The following is a 1,981-nucleotide window of genomic DNA, read 5'->3' as shown; positions in this document are numbered from 1 at the left end:
TGGTAATTACCAGCAACAACGCCCACCATCAGAGTCATCGGGGCAGCAAGCTCAGGAAGCCACCACCCACCCGGCAGGCTCTTTCAATAGCTTCCTTTATTCTGACTCTGCTGATGGTAACGGAGGCTCACAGCCACATTTACACACTTTGGGTTTAGATTGTTTCGTCTCTCCCTGTCACGGCGTTTGTCAATTCCGGCCATCATCCGATAGCAGTTGGCTTGCTGATTGGCCGATGAATTCCGCAGAAAATTCGACAGGCCAGACAGAAGCAACGCCCGAACAAAACTCATGCCCACATTTGGACAATGGACACTGCCCGGAGTGCGCAGGTCATGTGACTAACACGGATGTTCTGTCAATGGATGGCATTGCCCACCCCACTGTCCCCATGGACACTGACGTACCGCTGGAGTCCGATCCCTGTCCTATTTGCCTGCTTCACTTCCACGGTCGTGATGAAGCGCTTGTGGTCGTCAAAACCCAATGTTGTGGCAAGTACTTCGACCTGGACTGTATTTCGAGGTGTTTTGTTGATCAGCCCATGGGGTCTCGCCGGTGTGCAATGTGTCGGCAAAATCCGATGCCTATGGTGAATGAGAACACCGGGGAGTCTCACCCGGATACATTTTTCCCCGATCAGGCGTTTTATCTTGCCTGTTTGCGGGGGGATTTGGATCAGGTGGAGAAGTCACTGGCAGAGGGAGTCAATGTCAATACCCTCATGAATGATGGTTTCAGCGCCCTGATATTGGCATCCGGTAAGGGGCACAAGGACATCGTCGTACGCCTGATCAACGCCGGGGCGAATCTCAACACCCGAACGATGGATGGCGTCACCTCGCTGTCGACCGCAGCCAAGATGGGCCATACCGACATCCTGAGACTCCTGATTGAAGCCAAGGCAGATCTCAACACCCAGGCTGCGGATGGCGCCACCCCGTTGTTCATCGCAGCCGAAACGGGCAATACCGACTGCGTGAAACTCCTGATCGACGCCAGGGCAGATCTCAACGCGCGGGTTGAGGATGACGGCACCCCACTATTCATCGCAGCCCGCAACGGCCATACCGACATTGTGAAAGCCCTGATCGAAGCCGGGGCGGATCTCAATAACCGCACTAAGCATTCCGCCAGGACTTTGGATGGTTCCACCCCACTGTTCATCGCAGCCCGGAACGGCTATACCGACATCGTGAAACGCCTGATCAAAGCCGGGGCAGACCTCAACTCCCCCACCAGGAATGGCGTCACACCGCTGCTCATCGCTTCCCAGAAGGGCTATACCGACATCGTGAAACTCCTGATTGAAGCCAGTGCAGATCTCAACGCCAGGACTACGGGTGGTGTCACCTCAGTGCTTATCGCAGCCAACAACGGCCATACCGACATTGTGCAAGCCCTGATCGAAGCCGGGGCGGATCTCAACGCCCGGACTGCGGATGGCGTTACCTCAGTGTATGTCGCAGCCCAGAATGGTCATACCGAGATTCTGGAACTCCTGATCGAAGCCAAGGCAGATCTCAACGCCTGCAAAAAAGATGGGCTCAATCCTCTGCTCATCGCAGCCCGGAACGGCCATCCCGACATCGTGAAACTCCTGATCGAAGCCAAGGCAAATCTCAATGCCCGGACTACGGGTGGCAATACCCCGTTGTTCATCGCAGCCCAGAAAGGCCATCCCGACATCGTGAAACTCCTGATCAATGCCGGGGCGGATCTCAACGCCGCAGCATCTGATGGCACAACCCCAATATCCATCGCAACCGAGATGGGCAATATCGACTGCGTGAACGCTCTGAACGAGACTGGGGCAAGGTAGGCAACAGAGGCAATATTCATCAGAATGAAAATGTAGAATGATTAAGCACTCACTCTTTGCGGCACCACTGTTACTCATGACATTGCCCATCGTCTGTCAGGCTCATCCGTTGACCAGACATTTTGTTGTCGAGCTTGAACAGAAAACAAGTTCTCCAGG

Annotated in this window: 1 protein-coding gene; it reads left to right on the top strand. The window is 54.6% G+C overall.

The window, feature by feature from the left end; all coding sequences use genetic code 11:
• Positions 1–1,822, top strand: a 1,822-nt coding sequence (locus KBW69_RS23290) for an ankyrin repeat domain-containing protein (protein WP_257282520.1), incomplete at its 5' end; no start/stop codon positions are given.
• Positions 1,823–1,981: the final 159 nt, after the last annotated feature.

The organism is Endozoicomonas sp. ISHI1 (genome assembly GCF_024606225.1).
Lineage (GTDB): Bacteria > Pseudomonadota > Gammaproteobacteria > Pseudomonadales > Endozoicomonadaceae > Endozoicomonas_A.
This window is presented reverse-complemented; position numbering and strand designations above follow the sequence as displayed.